Source organism: Flavobacterium anseongense, from assembly GCF_021608185.1.
In the GTDB taxonomy this organism is placed as follows: domain Bacteria; phylum Bacteroidota; class Bacteroidia; order Flavobacteriales; family Flavobacteriaceae; genus Flavobacterium; species Flavobacterium anseongense.
In genome coordinates this window covers 203,767-230,436 of record NZ_JAKIHN010000004.1, presented here as the reverse complement: position 1 = coordinate 230,436, position 26,670 = coordinate 203,767, and the positions used below count along the sequence as shown (strand labels likewise).

At 35.3% G+C, this 26,670-nt stretch carries 18 protein-coding genes; 8 read left to right on the top strand and 10 right to left on the bottom strand.

All coding sequences use genetic code 11. From position 1 onward, the window contains the following. The first annotated feature begins 54 nt into the window (after positions 1–54). The 4 genes from L1S35_RS07915 (at position 55) to tamL (ending at position 12,270) form a co-directional block, all read left to right on the top strand. Positions 55–3,357, top strand: coding sequence for an amidohydrolase family protein (locus tag L1S35_RS07915; RefSeq protein ID WP_236398966.1), 3,303 nt, complete (start codon positions 55–57; stop codon positions 3,355–3,357). A gap of 103 nt (positions 3,358–3,460) precedes the next feature. Beyond that, positions 3,461–4,888: an L-serine ammonia-lyase gene (locus L1S35_RS07910; protein ID WP_236398963.1), complete on the top strand. Its 1,428-nt coding sequence runs from the start codon at positions 3,461–3,463 to the stop codon at positions 4,886–4,888. 112 nt (positions 4,889–5,000) lie between these two features. After that, positions 5,001–10,001, top strand: a complete 5,001-nt coding sequence (locus L1S35_RS07905) for a translocation/assembly module TamB domain-containing protein (RefSeq protein WP_236398960.1) — start codon at positions 5,001–5,003, stop codon at positions 9,999–10,001. Continuing rightward, positions 9,994–12,270, top strand: a complete 2,277-nt coding sequence (tamL, locus tag L1S35_RS07900) for a translocation and assembly module lipoprotein TamL (protein ID WP_236398957.1) — start codon at positions 9,994–9,996, stop codon at positions 12,268–12,270. Before L1S35_RS07905 ends, tamL begins: the two co-directional genes overlap by 8 nt. Positions 12,271–12,308: 38 nt before the next feature. On the opposite strand, the gene L1S35_RS07895 is transcribed toward tamL, so the two are convergent. From L1S35_RS07895 to L1S35_RS07850, 10 genes are all read right to left on the bottom strand, one after another. Then, complete coding sequence (locus L1S35_RS07895; RefSeq protein WP_236398953.1) at positions 12,309–13,370, bottom strand: porin; 1,062 nt, start codon at positions 13,368–13,370, stop codon at positions 12,309–12,311. Between the two features lies 1 nt (position 13,371). Beyond that, positions 13,372–15,318 carry a KUP/HAK/KT family potassium transporter gene (locus L1S35_RS07890; protein WP_236398950.1) on the bottom strand — a complete coding sequence of 649 codons (1,947 nt, stop codon included), beginning with the start codon at positions 15,316–15,318 and terminating at the stop codon, positions 13,372–13,374. A 102-nt stretch (positions 15,319–15,420) separates the two neighbouring features. After that, positions 15,421–16,107 (bottom strand): response regulator, encoded by a 687-nt coding sequence (locus L1S35_RS07885; protein ID WP_236398947.1) that lies wholly within the window; start codon positions 16,105–16,107, stop codon positions 15,421–15,423. Next, complete coding sequence (locus L1S35_RS07880) at positions 16,100–17,209, bottom strand: sensor histidine kinase (protein ID WP_236398942.1); 1,110 nt, start codon at positions 17,207–17,209, stop codon at positions 16,100–16,102. Before L1S35_RS07880 ends, L1S35_RS07885 begins: the two co-directional genes overlap by 8 nt. A 90-nt stretch (positions 17,210–17,299) precedes the next feature. Then, positions 17,300–18,604 (bottom strand): ABC transporter permease, encoded by a 1,305-nt coding sequence (locus L1S35_RS07875; protein WP_236398939.1) that lies wholly within the window; start codon positions 18,602–18,604, stop codon positions 17,300–17,302. Positions 18,605–18,751: 147 nt separating this feature from the next. Further along, positions 18,752–19,672: an ABC transporter ATP-binding protein gene (locus tag L1S35_RS07870; protein WP_236398936.1), complete on the bottom strand. Its 921-nt coding sequence runs from the start codon at positions 19,670–19,672 to the stop codon at positions 18,752–18,754. Between the two features lie 206 nt (positions 19,673–19,878). Then, on the bottom strand, positions 19,879–21,003 hold the full coding sequence (gene dnaJ / locus L1S35_RS07865) for a molecular chaperone DnaJ (RefSeq protein WP_236398933.1): 1,125 nt from the start codon (positions 21,001–21,003) through the stop codon (positions 19,879–19,881). Between the two features lie 28 nt (positions 21,004–21,031). Further along, entirely contained in the window at positions 21,032–21,571 is a 540-nt protein-coding gene (locus L1S35_RS07860) for a nucleotide exchange factor GrpE (protein ID WP_370641057.1), read from the bottom strand. 363 nt (positions 21,572–21,934) lie between these two features. After that, a complete protein-coding gene (locus L1S35_RS07855) occupies positions 21,935–22,840 on the bottom strand; it encodes a TIGR01777 family oxidoreductase (RefSeq protein WP_236398927.1) in 906 nt (301 codons plus the stop codon). A 115-nt stretch (positions 22,841–22,955) separates the two neighbouring features. Next, a complete protein-coding gene (locus L1S35_RS07850) occupies positions 22,956–23,411 on the bottom strand; it encodes a DUF4442 domain-containing protein (protein ID WP_236398923.1) in 456 nt (151 codons plus the stop codon). Between the two features lie 197 nt (positions 23,412–23,608). Here L1S35_RS07850 and L1S35_RS07845 point away from each other — a divergent pair, with 197 nt between their 5' ends. From L1S35_RS07845 to L1S35_RS07830, 4 genes are all read left to right on the top strand, one after another. Then, positions 23,609–24,064 (top strand): DUF4870 domain-containing protein, encoded by a 456-nt coding sequence (locus tag L1S35_RS07845; protein ID WP_236398919.1) that lies wholly within the window; start codon positions 23,609–23,611, stop codon positions 24,062–24,064. 39 nt (positions 24,065–24,103) lie between these two features. Beyond that, positions 24,104–24,469 carry a hypothetical protein gene (locus L1S35_RS07840; RefSeq protein WP_236398915.1) on the top strand — a complete coding sequence of 122 codons (366 nt, stop codon included), beginning with the start codon at positions 24,104–24,106 and terminating at the stop codon, positions 24,467–24,469. A 102-nt stretch (positions 24,470–24,571) separates the two neighbouring features. Beyond that, entirely contained in the window at positions 24,572–24,913 is a 342-nt protein-coding gene (locus L1S35_RS07835) for a PadR family transcriptional regulator (protein WP_136152457.1), read from the top strand. Then, positions 24,910–26,670, top strand: a complete 1,761-nt coding sequence (locus L1S35_RS07830) for a PspC domain-containing protein (RefSeq protein WP_236398913.1) — start codon at positions 24,910–24,912, stop codon at positions 26,668–26,670. The genes L1S35_RS07835 and L1S35_RS07830 overlap by 4 nt, the downstream gene beginning before the upstream one ends.

The window sequence follows — 26,670 nt, the reverse complement described above, 5'->3', positions numbered from 1 at the left end:
CGAATGGTTTTTTTATTCTTATATTTATAGGGAATTTATAAACACTATCTTTATATGAATAAAAGAATATCCTTCCTACTCACACTAACCTTTATTTCCGTTAGCATAACTGCACAGGAAGAAAGCAAAGAACCGAAAGAACCAAAATGGGATGTTGCCAAACCCGGTGACAGCTTTAACTACAAAAAACAAAACTTTACTACTACCGAAGGCACCTGGATGAACCTTGATGTAAGTCCGGATGGGAAAACTATAGTTTTTGATATGTTGGGAGATATCTACAGTATGCCAATAACTGGCGGAAAAGCCACTCTACTCCGTTCCGGAATTCCATTCGAAATACAGCCACGTTTTAGTCCTGATGGGAAGCACATTTCGTTTACCAGTGATGCTGGCGGCGGTGATAACATTTGGGTAATGAAAGCCGATGGTACTGATGCAAAACAAGTAACTAAAGAAGATTTCAGATTAGTGAACAATGCTTGTTGGATGCCTGACGGGAATTATTTGGTAGCCAAAAAACACTTTACTTCACAACGTTCTTTAGGTGCCGGAGAAATGTGGCAATACCATATTTCGGGTGGTAGTGGAGTACAATTAACCAAGCGTAAAAATGACCAACAGGATGTAAACGAACCGGTAATTTCTCCTGACGGAAAATATATGTATTACAGCGAAGATATGTATCCGGGTGGTTTTTTTCAATACAATAAAGACCCAAATAATGAAATTTTTGTAATCAACCGTTATGATTTTGAAACCGGAAAAACAGACCGATTAACCGGAGGTCCGGGTGGTGCAGCTCGTCCTCAGATTTCTCGTGATGGTAAACTACTGGCTTTTGTAAAACGAGTGCGTGCAACAACGGTTTTATACATACAGGATTTAGAAACAGGTGAAGAATGGCCGGTTTATGATAAACTAGATAAAGACCAACAAACAGCATGGACATTGTTTGGTGTTTATCCTAATTTTAGTTGGATGCCTTCTAATGATGCTATCGTGTTTTGGGCTGGCGGACATATTCAAAAGATTGACATCAAAACTTTAGCGGTTACTCCTATTCCGTTTACAATCGATGTTGCTATTGATGTTGCTGACCGAGTGCATTTTGACACCCCAATTTCAGATAATGATTTTACGGTGAAAATGATACGCGATGCCGTGACTTCTCCTGATGGAAAAACAGTAGTTTTCAGAGCTTTGGGATATTTGTGGACAAAGGCTTTGCCAAATGGAACTCCAAAACGTTTAACTACCGGAACCGACTTTGAAGCGGAGCCAACATTTTCGGCAAACGGAAAGGAAATTGTTTATGTCACATGGAATGATGCAAATCTTGGTGCCATCAGAAAAGTAGGCATCGATGGAAAAAACTCCGTAAAACTAACTACCGAAAAAGGAATTTTCAGAACGCCTAATCTTTCACCCGATGGCAAAATGATAACTTATCTTAAAGAAGACGGAAACATTGATCAAGGTTATGCTTTTTGCAAAAAACCCGGTATTTATACTATGAATGCCACAGGTGGAAATGTAAAATTTGTTTCTGCAAGTGGCGAATATCCTTTATTTACTAAGGATGGAAAACGTATTTTCTTCCAAACTGGCGGTGTGTTTTTTGGTGAATTAACTAAAGAGTTAAAAAGTGTTGACCTAAACGGAAAAGACGAGCGCAGTCATATCAAATCAAAATATGCCAATCGATTAGTACCAAGTCCGGATAACGGATGGATTGCTTTTACACTGTTGCATAAAGGTTATGTTGCGCCTTTAAACATCAATGGTCAAACGGTTGATTTAGATGATAAATCGACAGCAGTTCCGGTTTCGCAATTGACAAAAGATGCAGGTATCAGCTTGCACTGGTCGCCGGATAGTAAAAATGTTATGTATACTTTGGGAGAAACCTATTATAGCTCGGCTTTGAAAGATCGTTTCACCTTTCTGGAAGGTTCGCCTGCAAAAGTTGAGCAACCAAAAGACAGCGGAATCAAAATTGGCTTAACATCAAAAGTAGATAAACCAAAAGGTCGAATCGCTTTGACTAACGCACTAATCATCACAATGGAAGGCGACAAAGTAATAGAAAAAGGAACACTAATCATCAACCAAAATCGTATTGAAGCCGTTGGTAAAACTGGTGAAGTAATAGTTCCGGCTGATGCTCGTGTTTATGATATGACAAATAAAACTTTAATGCCCGGAATGGTTGATGCACACGCACATATCGGTGCCTTCCGATACGGTTTGACAACACAGCAAAACTGGCAACTTTATGCCAACTTAGCTTTTGGCGTGACCACTTCTCACGATCCATCATCTAACACCGAATCTATTTTCACCCTTTCAGAAATGGTAAAAAGCGGTGGTTTAGTTGGTCCGAGAATCTCCTCAACCGGTTATATTTTATATGGTGCTGATGGCGATTTTAAAGCCGTGATTAATAAACTGGATGATGCCCGTTCTTCTATTAAACGTACCAAAGCTTTTGGTGCATTATCGGTTAAAAGTTATAATCAGCCACGTCGTGAACAACGCCAACAAGTGTTACAAGCTGCACGTGAAGAAGGTATTAATGTAGTACCTGAAGGTGGTAGTACATTTTTTACCAACATAAGCATGGTCATTGACGGTCACACCGGAGTTGAACACAACATTCCCATCACGCCTGTTTATAAAGATGTATTGGAATTGTGGGGTAAAAGTGGTGTGGGCTATACTCCAACTCTTATCGTTAACTACGGTGGTTTGAATGCTGAATACTATTGGTATCAAAAAACCAATGTTTGGGAAAACAAAAAACTGTTGCGATTCACTCCAAGAGGTATCATTGATTCTCGTTCACGTTACCGTATTATGGCTCCGGAAGAAGATTATCAAAACGATCATATCTTAACTTCAAAAACAGCAAAATCATTGGCTGACAGTGGTGTAAAAGTAAACATGGGCGCTCACGGACAATTACAGGGAATGGGAGCTCAATGGGAATTATGGAGCATTGCTCAAGGCGGAATGAGTAATATCGAAGCACTTAAAACTGCAACTATCAACTCAGCAAATTACATCGGTGCAGGGAAAGATATCGGTTCGCTGGAAGTAGGCAAATTGGCTGATGTTTTAGTATTAGACAAAAATCCATTAGACAACATTCAAAACTCAAATACCATAATTTATACTATTGCCAACGGTAGAATGTATGATACTGAAACTATGAACGAAGTTGGTAACGAACCTAAAAAACGCAACAACTTCTATTGGGAAAATTCTAAATACAATGCAGCTTTTCCTTGGCATGAAGAAAGCGATAGCTTTATGCACCAACATTGTTGTGGTGCCATTCATGAGAAGAATTAAAATTCTGTTATAAAAATCCCTTGTTTAAGCAAGGGATTTTTATTTCCGATATATTCATAATCTGTAATTGGCTATATTTGCCCAACTAAATCGATATAGTTTTATGGAAGAATGCATCTCCGTATTTGATATGCTTAAAATTGGTGTTGGACCATCAAGTTCTCACACACTTGGACCTTGGCGTGCCGCCGAACGCTTTTTATCCGAATTACAAACAGAAAACATACTCGATAAAGTAACCCGAGTTAAAGTTGATTTATATGGTTCACTTTCCTTAACGGGAAAAGGACACGCAACAGATCTAGCTATTATGCTTGGACTCAGTGGACAAGATCCAGAGTATATTCCGGTTCAAAATATTGACGGTATTATCAAAAATATCGAGAATAAGAACGAAATCAATTTAGCTGACAAAATAGTTATTCCATTCTATTTTTTGCAGGACATTGTTTTCAACAAAAACTTTCTTCCTTTTCATGCCAATGGCTTGACTTTTACTGCCTTTTTAGAAGATGATACCGAATATGTTTCTACCTTCTACTCTATCGGTGGCGGATTTGTGGTTAAAGAAGAACGTGTAAACGCCAAAAAGAAAATGGAAATCAAATGTGCTTTTCCGTTTCCGATTCAGAATGCGGAAGAGTTGTTACAATACACCATTACCCAAAACAAATCGATTTCTGAAATTGTCTACGAGAATGAAAAATCGATGCGTCCCGAAGCCGAAATTCATCACGAATTAATCCGTATTTGGAACACTATGCTTGAATGCATGTACATTGGTTGCCATTCAGAAGGCATTTTGCCTGGAGGTTTAAATGTAAGACGTCGTGCTTTTGATATGCATCAAGGTCTTATTGGTTTAGCCAATTATAATTCACCACAAGAATGGTTAGAAACAATTAGAAAAACTGAAGTTAAATTTCGTCAAATATTAAAATGGGTTTCTTGTTTTGCTTTAGCTGTCAATGAAGTAAATGCAGCATTAGGAAGAGTTGTAACCGCGCCAACCAACGGAAGTGCGGGTGTAATTCCGTCCGTTTTAATGTATTATTTAGTTATCGAAAATCATCAGGCCGGAGAAAAAGAAATCAAACAATTCCTAATGGTTGCCGGAGAAATTGGAAGCATTTTCAAAAAAGGCTCAACTATTTCTGCAGCTATGGGCGGTTGTCAGGCAGAAATAGGCGTTTCATCAGCAATGGCCGCAGCAGCATTGTGTGAAGTGATGGGCGGAACTCCTGACCAAGTATTGATGGCTGCCGAAATCGCCATGGAGCATCATCTTGGTATGACCTGCGATCCAATCGGTGGTTTGGTTCAGATTCCGTGTATTGAACGCAATACTATGGGTGCAATTAAAGCCATCAACGCAGCCGAATTAGCGATGGAAACCGATGCCAAAAACGCTAAAGTTCCATTAGACAAAGTAATCGAAACCATGTGGAAAACTGCCAAAGACATGAACTCTAAATACAAGGAAACTTCCGAAGGTGGTTTGGCTGTAGCCGTAAATATGGCCGATTGTTAGGAATCATATAACTTTTAAAGATAATTATATAAAGGTTTTACGCAATAAAACTTCCATCTTTGATGTGAATAAGTGTAAAACAAACCTACTTGTTTTGAATTAAATATTTGATTTGAAAAAGTACTTTATAAGAGGGTCAAAAGTTATCTTATGGATTCTACTATCTCTCATAGGATTGGTCCTGTTACTTATTATTGCCTTTCAAATTCCAGCCGTTCAACGATTTTCCAAAAACAAAGCTGTCACTTATCTCGAAGGAAAATTAAAAACCAAAGTTGTCATTGATAAAATTCAAATCGGGTTTCCTAATGATGTAATTCTGGAAGGAGTTTACTTTGAAGACCAGAAAAAGGATACGCTTTTATCCGGCAAAAAAATCACGGCAAACCTCAATATGTATGGATTGTTTACTAACAAAATTGAAATCACTTCGATTGAATTAGAGGGTATCGTTGCACACATCAACAGAAATAAAGAAAATAAATTCAATTTTGATTATATAGTCGAGGCTTTTAAATCGCCCGAAAAACAAGATGACGATTCTCCTCCAATGGAGTTTTTACTGGATAAAATTGAACTGAATAATGTTAGTTTTCAATTTCATGATATTTATAACAATAATGATTTACGAATCAGTTTAAATCATCTGAAAACCCGAATCAAAACATTTGATTTAGAGCAGATGAATTTTGAAGTTCCGAAGTTAACCTTGGATGGAATGCGCTTTTCATATAAACAAGGGTTAGTCGAAAATTTTGGAAATACCAAATCAGAAACCTCAAAAAGCCCCGATTTAAAACTGAAATTAGGCACACTCGATTTATCCAAAATCAAAGCTTCGTATCAAGATGAGAATTCAAAGATTGTTATGAACATGGATTTTGATAAATTTTTGGTAAAAGTCAAAACTTTTGATTTAGAAAATAACGTAATCGACTTAGACCAAATAGCCATTTCTGATGCAACCTATAATTTGACTATGGGTAAAATCCCAAAAGAAAACAGCAAATCTTCTTCCTCAAAATCAAATGATTGGATAGTAAAATCGAATGAAGTGGCTTTCAAAAAAGTAAACTTCAGTTATAACAATGATAATTCGGCTCCAATCGAAAGAGGAATGGATTACCAGCATTTAAACTTAAAAAGCGTAAGTATTGATGCCAATAATTTTGCTTACAATTCGGAGTCAATTTCAGGAAAAATCAACTCCATGAAAGGCGAAGAGAAAAAAGGCTTAAAAGTAGAATCTCTAAAAACAAACTTTTATTACGGCCCGAAATCGGCGTATTTTAAGAATTTATATTTAAAAACAACGCAAACAACCTTGCGAAATGAGATTATAATTGGTTATCCGTCAATTGAGTCGCTGGATGAAAATCCGGGGGAACTTAGTGTTAATGCACATCTCAATCAAAGCACAATTGCATTCAAAGACCTCTTGCTTATTGCGCCTCAGCTATATGAAACAGATCTTTTCAATTCCAATCCAACTGCGATTGTATATGTCAACGCTACCATTTCAGGGAAACTGAACAACCTGAATATTCCAAATCTTCAGCTTACGGGTTTTGGAAATACAAAAGTGAACGCCAGCGGAAGAATTATTGGTTTACCTGATTCTGAAAAAGCTTATTATGATTTGAACATCAAAAACTTTGAATCGGATGCAAAAGATTTCTACAGTTTTCTGCCTAGAAATACGATTCCGAATAACATTCAATTGCCTACGCAACTTGCTGCCAATGGAACTTTCAAAGGAACCATGCAGAATTTTATTACCAATATGATTTTTGCAACGAGTTCCGGAAACGGCAAAATAAAAGGAACTTTAGATCGAAGAATTAAAGACAAAGAAAAATACAATCTTGATGCATCGCTTGCTGATTTTGATTTAGGCAGATTCATGAAAAACGATTCCATTAGAAAAATAACATTGAAAACAACTATAAAAGGAACAGGTTTTAATCCGAAAACTGCGAAAGCCATTTTCAACGCCGAAGTAATCAAAGCAACTTACAATCGATACACGTATCAGAATGTGGTTTTTGATGGAAAAATAAACCATAGTCTTTTTGATGTTACTGCATTCACAAAAGACCCAAATTTAAAATTTGATTTGGTTTCCAGCGGAAGTTTTAAGGATAAATATCCTTCCGGAAAAATCCATTTGAATGTTGATATTGTCGATTTAGACAAACTCAATCTGCATGCCGGGCCATTAAAACTAAAAGGTGTTTTGGATGCTGATATTCAATCGGCAAATGTGGATTATCTCAACGGGAATGCAACTGTTCATCATTTGATTATTGCCAATGACAAAGAACAATATGCGACTGATTCTATCAGTGTAGTTGCCGTTTCCACATCGGAAAAAAATTCGATTGTGTTGAGTTCTCAATTTTTAGATGCTGAAATCATTGGAAAATATAGATTGTCAACCATAGCCAATTCGGTAAAAAAAAGCATATCCAATTACTATAATTTAAAATCCAAATCCAAAAATGTTCCTTATGGCAACCAACACTTAGCCTTTATAGTAAATGTTAAGCCCACTCCTATTCTGCTAAAAATGGTTCCTGATTTAAAAAACATCGAACCCATTTTAATCACCGGAAGATATAATTCGGTGAATGATACCATAGTTGTTAATGGCTTAATCCCCAAATTAGTTTACGGCACAAATATTATTACCAATGCCAATCTAAAAGTGGATACAAAGGACAAGGCGTTGCTTTTTAATTTTAATGTTGACGAAATTAAAGATAGTCAGTTTCAGCTTCTTCGAACAAGTATTAGTGGGCAAGCCAAAGACGATGTTGTGGATTATACGCTGCTGCTAAAAGACTTTAAAAATAAAGACCGTTATCTTATTGCAGGTAATTTAAAATCTAAAAACGGTGGTGATGAAATTTCGCTAGATCCTAAAAAATTGATGTTGAATTATGATTTCTGGAACATTTCTGAGGATAATAAAATTCGCTTTGCTAACGACGCAATCTATTTTGACAATTTTGAATTGAGTAACGATAAAAGCAGCATTAGTCTTCAATCACAGACAAATAGATATAATCCGCCATTGGCTGTTGAATTTAAAGATTTCAAAATACAAACCCTTACCAATATAGTTCAGATGGAAAATATTGAAATGGACGGAAACATTAATGGAAAAGCAGTATTTAAAGATTTGATGTCAAAAGTGCTTTTCACTGCTGATGCTACGATTGATAATTTCACTTTCAAAAAAGAAGCGGTTGGAACAATCTATATAAATATTGATAATTACACCGCGAACACTTACACAGCCCGAATTGAGCTAACGGGACAGGAAAATCAAATGAATCTTGACGGAACGTATCGAGCCAGCGATGATCATCTGAATATGAATTTAGATATTCAGAAACTAAACCTAAAAAGCGTTCAGGGTTTTTCTATGGATAATATTACCGATGGAAAGGGCTATTTCTCAGGAAAGTTCAAGGTTTCAGGAAATACAGGCAATCCAAAATTACTTGGTGATTTACAGTTTAATGACATCGGATTTAAAGCCACAAAGCTGAACGCCAAATTCAAATCGATGAATGATAAAATGGTTTTTACGGATAACGCTATCCTTCTTGACAACTTCACCGTCTATGACGAAAAGAACAATGATTTGATCATTAATGGAAAACTCAATAAAGCGAATTATGCCAATTTGGGATTTGATTTGACTCTAGATGCCAATAACTTCAAAGCCGTAAATTCAAAAGCTAAAGACAATGATACTTTTTATGGCGAATTGTTTTTAGACAATCATTTGATAGTGAGAGGAACTATAGAGAGTCCAAAAGTGGAAGGAAATATCAAAGTCAATAAAGACACTAAATTCACAATCGTTTTACCGCAAGATGATCCATCAATAGCTGACAGAGAAGGAATCGTCGAATTTATTGACCAAGATCAACCCTCATTATTCACGAGACTTGCAGATGAAAATATAAGCGAAACCGAAATAAAAGGAATTGATGCCTCGGTAAATATTGAAGTTGATAAAGATGCCGAATTATCGTTGGTCATTGACAAAGCCAATGGTGATTTTTTAAAATTAAAAGGGGAAGCCCAACTTACTGGCGGGATTGATCCATCCGGAAAAACAACATTAGTTGGACGATATGAATTGGAAGAAGGAACTTATGAAATGAGTTTTAATTTGGTTAAAAGGAAATTTAATATCAAAAAAGGAAGCTATATTCTTTGGACTGGCGAACCAACAACCGCAGACATCAGTATTACTGCCTTATATAAAACAGAAGCCGCACCATTAGATTTGCTAGACAATCAATTAACAAGCCTTACGCCTGAAGAAAGAAATACATACAAACAAAAAATTCCTTTTGAAGCCGAATTGAAAATGAAAGGTGATTTGATGAAGCCAAGCATCTCATTTGATATTATTCTGCCTCCTGGAAACAATTCCGTTTCCGGTGATATCATTGCCAAAACAGAAGCAAAATTGGCGCAATTGCGACAAGAACCGGATGAATTAAACAAACAGGTTTTTGCTTTGCTTTTGTTGAATCGTTTCGTTGGTGAAAATCCTTTTTCAAGTGAAAGCGGCATTAGGTCGGCTTCCACATTTGCAAGAGAAAGTGCCAGCAAAATACTGTCACAGCAACTTAATAATCTCGCAGGTGATTTGATTAAAGGTTTTGAATTAAATTTCGATTTAGACTCATCTGAAGATTACACCACAGGTCAAAAAGAAAATAAAACCGATTTGAACGTTGGGCTTTCTAAAAAACTGTTGAATGATCGATTAAAAGTCACAGTTGGAAGTACATTCGGAATTGAAGGGCCGGAACAGAAAAACAAAGAAACGAATACCATTGCCGGAGATATTTCAGGTGAATACCAACTTTCAAAAGATGGACGATACAAACTTCGGGCTTATAGAAAAAACCTGTATCAAGTAGCATTACAGGGACAAGTTATTGAAACCGGAGTCGGATTTATTATCACCTTGGATTATAACAAATTCAAAGAATTATTTCATTCAAAAAAAGAAACTGCTACCCCAAAAACTAAAAAAACCCGAGGCGCAGCCGAACGGAGTAAAACTAAATCTAATGATTAAGAACTTAGTTATAGTATTCTTTCTTGCTGTATTGGCAGCAGCCTGTAGCGGAACACAGAAATTGTCCGAAGGCGAACTATTGTACGTTGGCGGAAAAGTTACTGTTAAAGACACGAGTATTTCCCGAAAAGAACGCAAGGCATTGCAATCAAAATTGAAGGAAATAATTCGGCCGCTTCCAAACAAAAAACTTTTGGGAATGCGCCCAAGATTATTCTTCTACAACCTTGCCGGTGATGTTAAAAAAGAAAAAGGATTTCGCCATTGGTTAAAATATACTGTTGGTGAAGCACCTGTTTTATTTAGTCAAGTCGATTTGGAATACAACCGAAGTCTGTTGCAGAATTTCTCCGAAAACAATGGTTACTTTACTACAAGAACAAGTGCAGATTCTACCAGAAATGGCAAAAAAGCTACTGCTGACTACATAGTAACTCCGGGAAAACAATATAAAATTAAGTCGATTCAATATCCAACAGATTCCTCTGCCGTTGGTTCAGCCGTCAGACGAACAAAACGACGAAGTTTATTGAAAGTCGGTGCAGGCTATAATTTGGATGTAATAAAAGAAGAAAGAGTCAGAATTGATGCTCGTTTGAAAGAGAAAGGCTTTTATTATTTCAATGCCGATTATTTAAAGGTTCAGGTTGATAGTACTGTTGGGAAATATGATGTTGATTTAATCTTAAAAGTAAAAGACGAAACTCCTGTTGCAGCAAAAACAGTTTACAGAATCAATAAAATTGTCATTTACCCCAATTATTCGATTAATAACGACACCATTAAAACATTCGAAAAATACCATGATTTTACAATTATCGGAAATGATAATTTATTTAAGCCTCGCATTTTTGACCGAACCTTATACTTTAAAAAAGACGATTTATATAATAGGACTGACCATAATTTGTCGTTAAACAGATTGGTAAATCTGGGAACTTTCAAGTTTGTGAAAAATCAGTTTCGGGTTTCTGATACGATTGGGAATTATTTGGATGCCTATTACTATCTAACGCCTTTGACACAAAAATCTATTCGTGTTGAAGTATTGGCAAAAACCAATTCGGCTAATTATACCGGAACCGAATTAAAAATAAACTGGAGCAATCGTAATACGTTTCATGGCGCCGAATTATTAAGTATTTCAGCTTTTGGTGGACTCGAAGTACAATTAGGTGGAAAAAATAATGGCTTCAATGTGTATCGTGTTGGTGGGGAAGCCAGTTTGGTATGGCCAAGGTTTATCGCACCATTCAAACTTAGATCAGCTAGTGGCTTTGTTCCTAGGACAAATACAACCATTGGCTACGAATTTCAAAACAGGCAAAAACTTTATTCGTTGCAAACCTTCAAAGCTTCATTTGGATATGCCTGGAAAGAAAACGTTCGCAAGGAACACCTGCTGAACCTTACCGAAATTACATTTGCAAGTCCTGAAAACGTGACCGATTTATATCAGGAACAAGTGGCTTTAAATCCATCGTTAAAAAATGTAATAGAAAAGCAACTTATCTTTGGTCCAACCTACAGCTACACTTACACCAATGAGGTAAATCAAAGAAAAAAAAATACTTTCTACTACAAAGGAGGCATTGACTTATCCGGAACAATTGCCGGTTTGATTACCGGTGCGGATATCAATAAAAAAGATCCTATTGAAATTTTAGGGATTCCGTTCAGCCAATTTGTAAAACTTCAAAGTGAGTTCAAACACACTTATAAATTCAGTAAACAATCACTTTTAAAAAGCCGAATAATAGCTGGAACCGCTTTCGCTTATGGCAATTCTGATGAAATTCCGTTTAGCAAACAATTTTTTATCGGTGGAACCAATAGCTTACGTGCTTTCCGTTCGAGAGCTTTAGGTCCGGGAACGTATGATGGATCGAATGAAGTAAGTCAGTTTATTCCTGATCAATCAGGTGATGTTAAGTTAGAATTCAATACAGAGTTGCGAACCAATATTTATCGCTTTATAAATGGTGCTCTATTTATGGATGCCGGAAACATTTGGCTTTTAAACAAGGATGAAAACAAACCCGGCTCTCAATTCACCAAAGACTTTATGAATGAAATCGCTGTTGGTGTTGGCGCCGGGCTTCGATTTGACTTCAGTTTTTTAGTACTACGAACCGATTTGGCATTTCCAATTCGAAAACCTTATTTGCCAAATGGACAGCGATGGGTTATAGACGAAGTTAATTTTGCCAGCGGTCCTTGGCGAAGTAGCAATCTTATATTCAATTTGGCTATTGGCTATCCGTTTTAGAATTATATCCTAAAGAATACTGAAAACATCTGACTATCTTAAAATTCAAAAGACAAACTTGTTGTAATACAAAAGTTGTCATTTATTAAAGAAGTCTCTTTTATAAATACTTTTTCCTCACTGTTCAGATATCTTGCTTCTGTTCTGAACTTGACTTTATCATTAATCAGATAATCTATATTAAATGACGTGCCAATGGTTTTAAACTCATCATTTGCAGCAATTATCACATTATTCTTATCCTGATAATATTCGACTCTGAAAGCAGTTTTCCATTTTGGTGCCAATACATATTGTGCCAATAAAACCGGACTCATCCATACCAATTGTTTATCGCTGCTACTTTTATCTGTTTGCATTCCAACATCAAAACCGAATATGGTGCGCCATTTCGAACTCCATTGTTTGTCCCAATACAAATTACTGAAATAGCGGATTCCCCATTCATTCAAATACAACTCTTTTCCTATAAACGTACTCCAATTAAACAATGATTTGTCAGAAGGTTTATAAATCGTTTGCGAACCCAAAGCCGGTGAAACATTTTTATCGGGTTTGTTGATACGTTGCCAACCATTGGTTAGTAAACCCGATAATTGCCATTTATCGTTCGGTTTATATGTATACTTCACACCCGACATAAAGTAAGGAGAATTCTCAGCCAGAATAGAACGTGTCAGTGTTAAATTAGAAGCGGAATTAGCTGTTTCAAATCCGATATAGCTTGGTAAAATTCCAACCTCAAGCGTTGATTTTTTTCCCTTATCAAGATACAACCCTACATAAGCTTCACTAATTATTTTAGTTGATTCACTAACATAATTATCCTCAACATAAGTTCCGGAATGCAGCGCAATGATAGCGTAAGCATTGTCATATTCAACTTTGGCTCTTAACAAACCAACGTTAACGCTGAACTCATTATGACGATTGTAATTATACATGAACGGTAGTTTTGCATTCTCTTCAGGTCGATTAAAATCATAGGCATAATAGTTTTCCATATAGCCTGAAAAAGACAACTTTAGCGATTTGTTTTCTTGGGCAAAGCCAAAATTAGCAACCAACAATACCATGCTCAATTTTACTCCACTTTTCATCCTAAACTGATTTTTGTTTTCGACATAACTCTAAATTATTGACTGGCGAATACACCATCGGGTATTCTTCAATTTCTACATCGCTTCGGTCTAATCCAAAGGCTTTTTCATCGGATAGCGATAATTTTTTGAGCCAGAAATAGGAAGTCAACAGCCAACCTTCTTTCAAAGCAAATTCATTTTCAACAGAGATAAACTTCTCGATGATAACAAATTTATAATCAGGCTCAGCATTGTATTTTGTCGAACCATCAGGGCGGATATGCAGGTTAAGTTCTTTGCGTTCTACCAATTCCTGCACTATCTTTTTGAAGTATAATTCAACTTTTGGTTGCACACGGAAACCAACATTAAGCACAACTTTAATGACTTTATCATCTAATAATTCGACTACTTCATAGTTGAGCGTAAACGGTTCGTTGGTGCGATTGATGTGAAGAAACCAATAAACATCAGCTCGTTTTGGTTTTTTGGCAAAGATGGATTTGATGATTTTTTCTTCAATCTCATAAGTTTTGTTGGCTTTGGATAAATAGATTAAATGCGTGGCATATTTTGGAATACCATCGTCATTACTTAATTCATTTAGCATCGGAGTTTGCTCAACCAAATTGGTAAACTTCAGAAAACGATTGTTGATTTTTCGGGAATAATACCACACATACATCACCATAAAAATGAACAGCTCAAAGAATAAGAACATCCATCGTTCTTTGATTTTGACAATATTGGCCACAAAAAATGACACTTCAATGACAGAGAAAACTATTAGCATAAGGACTACCCAACTCATTTTTACTTTCTTGATAAATATCAAATAGTAAGACAATAAAACCGTAGTCATCATCATGGCAATAGTGATTGAGAAACCATAAGCTGCTTCCATGTGTGCAGAATTTTTGAAGTATAAAATCATTAGAATACAACCTATCCAAAGTATCGTATTAACCGATGGAATATAGATTTGTCCTTTTAAATTGGTTGGGTTTTTCAAGGCAACACGAGGCCAAAAATTCAATGAAATGGCTTCATTAATCAAAGTAAATGAACCGCTAATCAAAGCCTGAGAAGCAATAATCGCTGCCAAAGTCGCTATCACAATACCTATTAGTAAAAACCATTGTGGCATAATTGTGTAAAACGGATTTTGACCGTTTAAAAATTCATTTCCTTGGTGCATCAACCATGCTCCTTGTCCCAAATAATTAATCAGCAATGCTGATTTTACAAAAATCCATGTGATTCGAATGTTTTCTCTTCCGCAATGTCCAAGGTCAGAATATAATGCTTCGGCACCTGTTGTACAAAGGAAAACTGCACCAAGCAACCAAAAACCATGAGGATATTCAACCAATAAACGATAAGCATAAACCGGATTTAAAGCTTTTAAAATATCAGGATGATGAATAATTTGCAATAAGCCTAAAATCATCAGCATTGAAAACCAAACAACCATTGCAGGCCCGAAGATATAACCAACTTTTTGAGTCCCAAAACGTTGAAAAATAAATAAACCTGAGAGAATTGCTATTACAATTGGTATTGTAGGTAAATTGGGAACTACCGCTTCCAAACCTTCAACAGCAGATGCTACAGAAATTGGCGGCGTAATAATTCCGTCTGCTAATAAAGTGGTCGCTCCGAGAATTGTTGGAATAACTAATTTTCCTTTTCCGAATCTTTTGACTAAAGCGTATAAAGAAAATACTCCGCCTTCGCCATGATTATCGGCTGATAGTGTCAGTAGTACATATTTTAAAGTGGTTTGAAAAGTCAGTGTCCAAAAGACACACGAGATTCCACCATAGACTAATAATTCGGAAATGCTTCTGTCTCCGATGATAGATTTCATTACATATAAAGGACTCGTTCCGATGTCTCCATATATGATTCCGAGTGCGACTAATAATGTTGCAGCAGTTACTTTTTGTTTTACAGTTGTATTCATTTTACTATCGATTTTTTAGTTAAATTTTGACATGAGAATGCCCGGGCGAAGACCAAAAGTGGTTTTCGCAAAATATGTTTCAGAAATTTTTAATTAAATTATTTAGCCAGAATTAAAGCGATAACCAACTCCCGATTCCGTGATGATGAATTTGGGGCGATTGGCATCTTCTTCTATTTTTTTTCGAAGCTGTGCAACAAAAACGCGTAGGTATTGGGTTTGGTCGGCGTAGCTTTGGCCCCAGATTTCTTTTAAAATATATTGATGTGTTAACACACGTCCATCGTTTTTAATTAATAGCGCCAGTAAATTATATTCGGTTGCAGTGAGTTTGACGATTTCTCCATTGACTTTAACAATTCGCGAAGCAAAATCAACTAAGCAGTTCCCAAAAGCAATAGTCAATTCGTTATTTACAGTAGTTTTATTTCGCAAAGCGGTTCGGATTCGGGCTAATAATTCCTGGGTGCGAAATGGTTTTGTCAGATAATCGTTGGCTCCGTTGTCTAATGCTTTTACGATTTCTTCTTCGGTACTTTTTACCGATAGAATGATAATAGGGTTTTGATACCATTCGCGCAATTTTTTCAGTATCAGTTGTCCGTCTTCATCGGGTAAACCCAAATCCAATAAAATTAAATCCGGTTGGTGACTGGCTGACATAGTAATACCTTCTTTTCCATTGACTGCAAAAAGAACCTTATAATCATTCGCTTCCAAAGCAATTTCGAGCAGTTTTCTGATTTGTGCTTCATCATCGATAACCAATATGGAGAAACTATTATTCATTATCTAAAGAGTTTATCGGTAAGCAATCAACGTTAAAAGTCAGTTCGAAAACAGCACCGCCTTCATCTGCATTTTGCAAAGTTATTTTCCCGTTTTGGGCTTCGGTAAAACCTTTCACGATAGAAAGTCCTAATCCTGTTCCACCAGTTTTAGATTCTTTAAATCGGTAGAATTTATCAAACGCTTTATCGATCTCTTCGGGCGGAAAACCATAACCATCATCGGAAATTGTAATGATGCATTTTTTGATTAAATCGATGTGAGAATCATAGTCGGCATCGACTTCATATTTGGCACTTATGGTAATATTGGCGCCAATTGGCGTATGCTGAGTAGCATTGTAAACCAAGTTGTAAATAATTTGCTCCATCAAACCATAATCGAGTTTAAACAAAGGCAAATTATCTTCTATTTTGAAATGAATTTGATGGTTTTTGGTTTCTTCGGTGAGACGATTGCATACATTATAAATGATTTCTTTAACATCACACCAATCTAATTTGGGATGAATATAACCTGATTCCAAGCGCGACATATTCAATAAATTTTCGACTTGGTAATTCAACTTCATTGAAGCTTTTTCTATCTCATTTTGCAGTTTTTGTTGAGTTTCATCAGATAAATGAACATTCTTTTGTTGCAACGTATCGATTGAACCAATAATCGCTGCAATTGGTGTTCGAAGTTCGTGCGAAAGCGAATCGAGTAAAGTATTGTAAAGTTTTAAAGTATTGGTTCGTGTTTCTCTGATTTGAATGGCGCGCTGCATGATTCGGAATTTATTGGTCAGCACTGCATTGATTAAGGCAATAATAAAAAACAGAATCAACAGCAAAGCATCTTCAGCACTGTCAATATGCAAAGTGTAATATGGACTAATAAAGAAATAATCCAAAGCCAAAACACTCAAAAAAGCACCTAACAAAACGGCTTTGATTTCTAAAAAAATTGCCAATAACGAAACGATAACCAGCAACAAATAACCAACTACTTTATAATCGATAATATCCCTAACCAATAAGCACAAAAGAGAAACCAGTGCGACTGATAGGAAACTGATAAGAAATTGGTTTTTAGTACTCTTGAGTGACAACTTAGTCATCGGTATTAATTTTTGACAAAGTTACGGCATTACTTATAAGTAAGATATAAGGTAAACTCTTTAAAGCATAAAGATTTTATAAAGATTATACTAATACTTAAGCCACTTTATCAACTCTCTCCAGGTTGGTTTTTTGCCATACATCAAAATTCCGACACGGTAAATTTTGGCTGCAAACCAAACCACTCCAAGAAAAGTTCCGAATAAGAGCAGCATCGAAACTATAATCTGCCACATCGGAACTCCAAACGGAATACGCATCATCATAACTATTGGTGATGTTAGCGGAATCATTGAGAATACCGTTGCTACTGTTCCGTGTGGATCATTCATAACGGTAAAAAATCCAATATAAACACCCAATATCAAAGGCATAATAATAGGTAATAAGAATTGTTGTGAATCGGTTTCGTTATCAACAGCCGCTCCAATTGAAGCATAAAATGAACTGTATAAAAAGTAACCCCCAATAAAATAAATAATAAATGAAATTAAGATGGTTGCAATTGGCAGATTCCATAATTCTTTGATGTACATTCCAATATTACTACCTGCTGCTTGTTGTGCGGTCTCCATTGCCTGTGCCTGTGCTCCTGCTGAAGCTCCCATTTGAACCCCAAACATGCTTGAAACAATAAACATGGCAGAAAGACCTAATATTGCCCAAATAAGAAACTGTAAAATTCCGGCTAAAGATGTTCCTATGATTTTTCCCATCATCAATTGGAATGGTTTTACAGATGAAATAATCACTTCTATAATTCGGGATGTTTTTTCTTCGATAACACTTCGCATTACCATGTTTCCGTATAAAACGATGAACATCATAATAAGATAGCCGAAAGCGCCACCAATAATGATTTTAATTTCGTTTAAGCCTTTGAGTGCTTCTTCGCCCGAAGCTTTTTCCAAATTAATAGCAACAGTAGCTTTGGCATTATTGATTTTTAAGGTATCTAAACCGGCCTTCTGAAAATTTTCGGCAGTGATTTTTTTGGCGATAATATCTTCTAAATCTTCCGTAAAAGAGACACTTGGACTGTCATTGGAAATATATTGAATTCCATTTTGAAGTTGGGCATTGTCATCCGTATTCGGAATGATTAACAATCCTTCGTAGCTTTTGCTCACAATGCTGTCTTTAAGAACTTTTAAATCGACTTTGGATAAGTCAACATATTTGTATTCTTCATCGCTTTTAAATTCATTTACAAATCTTCCTGTTTCATCATGAACGGCGATGGTTTTTAATTCCGCTTTCATTGTGCTTAAATAGCCCACAAAAACACCAATTCCGACAAACAATAACGGACTTAAAAAAGTCATTACGATAAATGATTTATTGCGCACTTTGGCAATAAATTCTCTTTTTATTATAAGTACTAATTTGCTCATATTTCTTTTTAAATTCCAATATTAGAAATCCCAAATTCCAAATAAAACTCAATTTTCAAATTCAAAATATTTCAATGATTCACAGTTTGAAATTTGATTTTTAGTTTTTGATATTTGTTTGTCTTTTGGAATTTTATTTTTGTTATTTTATTTAGTTACTGTTTGGATAAAAATATCATTCATACTTGGAATTTTTTCCACAAAATGAGTTACTTGACCTCTTTTAATTAAAGTATTCAGTAAATCATTTGGCGTAGCATTTCCCAGATTAATTTCTAATTTCAATTCGTCATTTAATGATTTGAAATCCGTTTGAGACAAGGTGAATTTTTGTGACAAATCATACATCAAACCCTCGATGTTATCGCTTAGAATTCCTACTTCATAGCTGTTAGTTCTGAATTGTTTTTTAACATCCGAAAGTCTTCCTTCAATCAGTTTATTCGATTTGTGAATTAAGGCAATGTAATCACACATTTCTTCTACGCTTTCCATTCGGTGAGTTGAGAAAATTACGGATGTTCCCTGTTTGTTCAGCTCGATGATTTCATCTTTAATCAGATTGGCATTTACCGGATCAAATCCGGAAAACGGCTCGTCAAGAATAAGCAATTTTGGCTTATGCAAAACGGTAACCACAAACTGGATTTTTTGAGCCATCCCTTTAGAAAGCTCCTGAATTTTCTTGTTCCACCAACCCTGAATTTCAAGACGTTCAAACCAATAATCCAATTGTTGTTTGGCCTCTTGTTTTGACAATCCCTTGAGTTGTGCCAAATACAAACACTGCTCGCCTACTTTCATAGTTTTGTACAAACCTCTCTCTTCAGGCATATAACCAATTACAGCAACGTGTTCAGGCTTTAGTCTTTCACCATCCAAAGTCACACTACCGCCATCGGGCATTGTGATTTGATTGATAATACGGATAAGGGAAGTTTTTCCGGCACCATTCGGACCGAGAAGTCCGTAAATGCTGCCTTTGGGAACGGTTAAAGAAACTTCGTTAAGCGCGGTATAATCTCCATATTGCTTAACTACTTTGTTTACTTCAAGTATATTGCTCATACTTTGTATTTTTATTACGCTGCGCTCCATAACAGTTCGGCGACGCCACGGGTGTTTTTTTGTAAAAGTACTCAATAAGTAATCAATCGTAAATATTTGTTACAAAAAAAACCCACCCTAATTTTTACAAAAGGATGGGAAAAATTGCTATGAAAAAGAAGTCACTTGTTTCCAAGTAACATTCAAATATAAAACTATTTTTTAAACTATGAAAACATATCCTTTACTTTTTCAAAAAAAGATTTATCTCCTTTTTCAGGTTGTGGAATAAAGTTTTCATCAGTCAACGATTTTTCAAAAAACTGACGCTGTTCTTTACTTAGATTTTTTGGTGTCCATACATTGATATGTACCAATAAATCACCATTACCATAACTATTGAGGCTTGGAATTCCTTTGCCTTTCAGCCTTAAAATTTTTCCGGACTGAATACCGTCTTCAAGTTTAATTCTTACTTTACCATTAACCGCTTCAATGTCTTTGGAAACGCCTAGTGCTGCTTCGGCAAAGCTGATGTATAAATCATAATGAAGATTTTCGCCTTCACGTTTTAAAAATTCGTGTTCCAGTTCTTCTATGGCAACAATTAAATCGCCAGGAACACCATTTCCGGGAGCATCATTTCCTTTGCCTGAAACCTTTAATTGCATTCCGTCAACAACTCCGGCCGGAATTTTAATCGAAACCGTTTCGTCTTCCAAAATCATTCCATGTGCATCAGCATTGTTTGGTTTGCTTTCGATAGTTTGACCGGAACCGCCACAAACATGACAGGTTGTTGCCGATTGCATTCTGCCCAAAATGGTATTAGTAACTCTCAAAACCTGACCTTGCCCGTTACAGGTTGAACAGGTTCTATATTTTACGCCAGCCGCTTGAACTTTACGCTTTACTTTTACTTTTTTCTCAACACCATTGGCAATTTCTTCCAAAGTCAATTTAACTTTGATACGAAGATTGCTTCCTTTCACTCTGCGTTGTCCTCCGGAATTTCCACCGAATCCGCCAAATCCGCTGCCACCAAATGCACCGCCAAAAATATCTCCAAACTGACTGAAGATATCATCCATATTCATATGATGTCCGCCACCAAAACCTCCGGCACCATCAAAAGCAGCATGACCGTATTGATCGTATTTTGCTTTTTTATCGGCATCACTTAAAACTTCATAAGCTTCGGCTGCTGTTTTGAAGTTTTCTTCCGCTTCTTTGTTTCCCGGATTTTTATCAGGGTGGAATTCAATCGCTTTCTTTCGGTATGCCTTCTTAATTTCCTCAGCAGAAGCGTTTTTTGACACGCCTAATATTTCGTAAAAATCTTTTTTGCTCATACTATTTTTCTAAAAATTTAGACCTAAATTATTGTCCGATTACAACCTTTGGAAAACGGATAATTTTGTCTCCCAGTTTATATCCTTTTTCAATTACATCCACGATTTTACCCTTCAAATCCGTTGTTGGTGCCGGAATTTGTGTGATTGCTTCGGCATAATCGGCATTAAAAGCATCACCAGCTCTTACTTCAACTTGTTCCAAACCTTTCGAAACCAATGTACTTTTTAATTTCTCGTGAATCAATTCAACGCCTTTCAATAAAACATCATCGTCTGATTTTGCAATTTCTACCATTGCTCTGTCAAAATCATCTAATACAGGCAACATGGCTTGCAAAACATCCTGATTGGCTGTTTTAAACAAATCAATTCTTTCTTTAGCAGTTCTTCTTTTGAAGTTTTCAAATTCAGCAAAAAGGCGTAGAAATTTATCTTTTTCATTCGCTAAATCTTCCTGGAGCTTTTCCTCAGCGGTTAATTCAGTTGCAGATTCAATTTCATTTACAGTATTATCGGATGCATTTTCATCAATAATTGTTTCTTTTTCTGTATTTTCAGTATTCATCGAGTTTTTATTTTTAAAAATATTTTTCATATTCATTCTTTGTCGCTTCACTCCGATTAATTAATTTTTCTTAATATCAAATGCCTCGAGTGATGATTTTCGGTTTGCAAAAGTACTGCCATTTCTTTAAAAATGTCAAATTGTCATTCAATTTTGTTTGATAAAAAGTTTTCAAACAAAAGATAGTTACCTAATTTTAATAAAAATTTAATAAAATTTTAAGACTATTACGATTTCGTTTAGATTAAATTTGTGTCAATAAAATAAACAAGTATTCAATTCAGGTTAGCTTATCGCTGTAAAAAATTATTAATTCAAGAATCTTTATAGTAAAAAAAGTGCTGTTGAAAAACAGCACTTTTTTTATGAATATAAATCAGCAATGGCTTGCTTTATCTCGGGAAATTGAAATTGGAAACCGTTATCCATAATTTTTTGAGCAGATAGATTTTTACTGGAAAATAGTAGGTAACTCATTTCACCAAGCAGTAGCTTCATAACAAACTGTGGAATATTGGGTAGAAAAAGTGGTTTCTTTAGCGTTTTTGCAATAACAGTCGTTAATTCCTGGTTGCTTATCGGATTTGGAGTTACCGCATTATAAATACCTTCTAATTGGTTTTCTATTGCAAAACAATACATAGCAACCAAATCTGTGATATGTATCCACGATTGAACTTGTTCTCCATTTCCCATTGCTGCACCAAAACCCATTTTTATAGGTTTCACCATTTCCGGTAAAGCGCCACCGGCATTTGAAAGTACAATTCCTGTTCTTAATTTACAGACTTTTAGACCTAAAACTTGAAATCGGCTGGCACTTTCCTCCCATTTTTTAACCACATTAGAAAGAAAGCTATCTTCTGTTTCTGTTGCAGCTTCATCATAAACCATATCAAAACTTTCAGGATAGATAGCCGTTCCGGATGCGGAAATAAATTGTTTTACCTGGTTTGGATTTTTTTTAACCAAATTATAAAGTAGTTCACTCGACAATGTTCGGCTTTCTATTATCTCCTGTTTGTATGCATTCGTCCAACGTTTAGCAATATTGGCTCCCGCCAAATGAACAATAACATCGACTTCATAAATACAATTTTCATCAATTTTACTTTGCTCCGGATTCCAGTAAAAGCCCTGGTAGTTAGTTTTGCTTTCAATCTTTGAAAGCGAAGTAGTTAAATAATGCACAGAATGATTTTTGGCTAACAATAGCTTTACCAACTCATTCCCTATTAAACCTGTTGCACCAGTTATTAGAATCCTCATTTTTGAAGTATTTTATTCCGCTATGCTCCATACAATTCGTCTTCGCCTCGGGTTCATCAAAGTTACAATCAACATCTCATAAATAATAGCCAATTGTAATAGGTTTAACTTTTGTTTACGACTTCAATTTGATGCTCCACTCAAAGTTCATTTCAGAAACTTGTTCCCCTTTTTCATTTTGTCCAATAGATTTCATCCAAATGGTTTGACCTTCACCTGTAGTTATTGTTTTTTGGATAGCTTCATTCAGTAAATGACCATCATTACAAGTGAATGTTATTCTTCCTGTGGCTTTTTTTGAATAATTTCCATTGTTATTGGCAACCAACATTGAAATATTTCTGCCACTATTTTTGATTTGCATCATCACTAATGCGCCAGTTGTCAATTCTGCAGCCATGGCTTGTACCGCAAAATACATCGAATTAAAAGGATTTTGATTAAACCATCTGTGCTTCACAGTAACAACACATTGCTCCTTTGAAATCGACTTTACTCTAACACCACTCCAAAAAGCAGACGGTAATTTTAAAAATAAAAAGGTATTTAATTTTGCTGGTGAAAATTCCATAAGCACTCGATTTTACTGTAAAAGTACAATAAAAAACATGGATTTCGCTTTTTAAGTAAATGTTAATTTTTTGTTAAATTTAAGTACTTTGTATTGCATAATACCTTTTTTTGATTGTATCTTTGTATAAGAAATTAATGGTCTATCTATAGTATTAAAAGTTTCGGTCATCAATCAACAACTTAAAAAACAAAATCATGACAACAACTAATGACAAAAACATCGCTACCGTTTTGCACCTTAGTGCATTGGCACAATATATCATTCCGCTTGGGAATTTTATTTTTCCGATTGTCATCTGGAGTTCAAAAAAAGAAGAATCAGAATTTATTGATTACAACGGGAAGCAGGTGTTGAATTTTCAATTGAGCATCTTTATATATACTGTTGTGCTATGCTTAATCGCCATACCAATATTTATATATACTATTTTTCAAAATATTCCTTTAGATGCTTGTTTTCATGACCACGATATTGTTATCAATAATATAAAATCAGTTCACCTAAGCGGAGCAGTATTAATTGGAATTGCTGCCGTGCTCCTTTTCATCTTTATAAAAGTTGCAGAATTTGTACTAATCATCCATGCTGCGGTTAAAGCGTCAAACGGAGAAGAATATAAGTATCCTTTAAGTATTCCGTTTTTTAAATAAATCATCAAATCAATCATCATCAATCAAAAATCAATCATCATGAAACAATTAATCTTAATCGCAGCAATGTTAATGAGCATGACCGCAAAATTGGTAGCTCAGGAAAACAAAGGTATCGAAGTTAATCACTTCCAAATGCAAAACACTGAGTTACAAAAAGAAAATCATCAATTCGAAATTGTAGCCCATGATAACGTAGATGTTAATTTAAAATTCAGCCTAAAAACCGAAGATAACATTAACGTAATTGTAACAGACAAAAAAAGCAACATCGTTTTGTCTGAAAAATATAAAAAAGGTGGGCAAAACAAACTAACCTTCACTATGGAAGAAAATGAAAAATACCTAGTGAAGCTTATCGGAGAAAAGCAATCTAATCTAATTGTTCAGGTTTCCGAAGATTAAAAATTCATCAATCAATATCATTAATCAAATCAATCAAAATCACCAGTTTCAATCATCGATCAAAAAACGAATTAGTAATCAGAAAAAATTAAATCATGTATTATGAATATTGAAAACACAAAAGCCCAGATGCGTAAAGGTGTTTTAGAATTTTGTATCTTGTGTGTCTTAAGAGACAAAGAAGCATACACTTCTGAAATATTAGACACTTTAAAAAACGCTAAATTGCTAGTGGTAGAGGGAACCGTTTATCCGCTATTGACAAGACTAAAAAATGACGGTTTACTCAACTACCGTTGGGAAGAATCAACTTCTGGACCACCGAGAAAATATTACGGTTTGACAGAAATAGGAAAAACATTTTTAACTGAATTAAGTGGCACTTGGACGGAATTGTCTGATGCCGTGAACATCATCACAACTAACAAATCAAAGAAATCATGAACAAAACAGTAAATATTAATATAGGTGGTTTAGTTTTTCACATAGATGAAGATGCATTCCAAAAATTGACTCGATATTTCGAAGCAATAAAAAGATCCCTCTCTAATTCTTCCGGTCAGGATGAAATTATGAAAGATATAGAAATGCGTGTAGCCGAATTGTTAACTGAAAAACAAAAAAGCGACAAACACGTAATCAACAATAAAGATGTTGATGAAGTAATCGTAATTATGGGACAGCCTGAAGATTACCGAATTGACGACGATTCAGACGATAAAGCTGCACCGGAACCATTTTATCCATATACTAAATCTAAAAAATTGTATCGCGATAAAGACAGAGGAACAATTGCCGGTGTTTGTACAGGTCTAGGCCACTATTTCGGAATCGACGCTGTTTGGTTTAAAATCCTTTTCCTGATATTGTTATTTGGATTCGGAACGGGTGTACTGGCTTACCTAATCCTTTGGGTGGCGATGCCAAAAGCAGTAACTACTTCCGAAAAACTGGAAATGACTGGCGAACCGGTTACTATTTCTAATATCGAAAAAAAAGTAAGAGAAGAATTTGAAAGCGTTTCCAACAAGTTTAAAAATGCTGATTACGACAAAATGGGAAACGAAGCAAAAGCCGGAGCTACAAAAGTAGCTGATGGAATTGGCGAGATTTTCATGAGTATTTTCAAAGTATTTGCAAAGATATTAGGTGCAATCATTGTAGTTTTCTCTTCATTTGCCTTATTGGGAATTTGCTTTGCCTCTATCTTTATGATCTTTTCGTCATCAATGCCGGATAATTACATACTGAATCATGTTAGTACTCCTATTGGTTTAGAAACACCTATTTGGGCTCAGGGAGTATTATTCCTTCTGGCTTTTGGAATACCAGCGTTTTTCTTCTTAATACTTGGATTAAAATTATTGGTAACCAATTTGAAATCTCTTGGAAACATAGTTAAATTCAGCTTATTAGGTATTTGGATAATTGCTGTTGGAATCTTAATTTCATTAGGAATTAACGAAGCTACACAAATAGCTTATGATGGAAAAACTGTTAATAAAGAAACGATTAACATAGCTCCTACTGATACATTATATATAAAGTTTAAAAACAATGATTTTTATTCAAAAGATATTTATCACAACACCGATTTCAGATTAACACAAGACGAGAAAAACAAGGAAATAATCTATTCAAATAATGTGACTATCCAAATTATGAAAACGGATGAAACTACTCCATATCTTCAAATTGAAAGATTAGCAGTTGGAAAATCAGCCGTTGAAGCTAGAAATCGTGCTGAAAAAATAAAATATGGCTATAAAATTGAAGGAAATAAATTAATTTTAGACAATTATTTATTGACCGATGTTGCCAACAAATTCAGAGGTCAGGAAGTAGAATTGTTCTTGTATTTACCAAAAGGAACCATTTTCAAAGCCGACGAAACGGTTCAGAATTATGACACAACCGAGAATGACTTTTTCAATTTGCACTTTAGCTCAAGTGACTATATTTATAAAGTGGAAGAGTCTCAGGTAAAATGCTTGAATTGCCCTGCGGATGAAAATGAATATGGTGATGTTGAAGGTGAAGAAGTAAATATTACAAGTGAAAATGACTCCACAAACGTGGTTACTGTAAAAGTAAATGGTAAGATAGTTACCGAAACTAAAACAGGAAAAAAAGATTCTGATAATAACAAAAAAACAACCCTTACGGTTGATGAAAACGGAATAATAGTTAAAACAAAATAA